Annotated in this window: 1 protein-coding gene; it reads right to left on the bottom strand. The window is 75.9% G+C overall.

What is annotated here, in order from left to right:
• Nucleotides 1-540 (bottom strand): FtsX-like permease family protein (locus B8460_RS20050; protein WP_048863395.1); only part of this gene is annotated, 540 nt, incomplete at both ends.

A 540-nucleotide genomic window follows, 5' to 3' on the forward strand; every position in this document is an offset into this window, starting at 1 on the left:
CCGGCAGCGCCAGCAGGCCGCCGGCCAGAAGCAGTCCGATCACCGGCAGCGCCGCGCCGACCAGCAGCCCGGCGGCAATGCCGCCAGCCGCCAGCGTCATCACCTCGAACAGCATGACGGTGAACACCAGACGCGCGGACGCGCCGAGGCAGCGCAGCGTCGCGATGGTCCGCCCGCGCGCCTCCAGCCATGCCCGCACGCCGTTGGCGACGCCGATGCCACCCACCAGCAGCGCCGTCAGCCCCACCAGCGTCAGGAACTGCCCGGCCTGTTCGATGAACCGGTCGAGCCCCGGCCCGGCATGCGCGCGGTCGCGGATGCGCCAGCCGGTATCCGGAAAGGCCGCCCGCAGCGCCGCGATCACGGACGCGGGGTCGTCGCCCGGGCGCAGCACGGCGCGCAGCGCGTAGCTGACGAACGAGCCGGGGACGATCAGGTGCGTGGCCGGCAGGTCGGCCAGCCGGATCAGCGCCCGCGGCGCGAGGGCGGTGCCGGCGATCCGGTCGGGCTCGGACGTCAGCGCCGCGACCAGCGGCAGCC

This window comes from Acidisphaera rubrifaciens HS-AP3 (genome assembly GCF_000964365.1).
GTDB classification, from domain to species: Bacteria; Pseudomonadota; Alphaproteobacteria; order Acetobacterales; family Acetobacteraceae; genus Acidisphaera; species Acidisphaera rubrifaciens.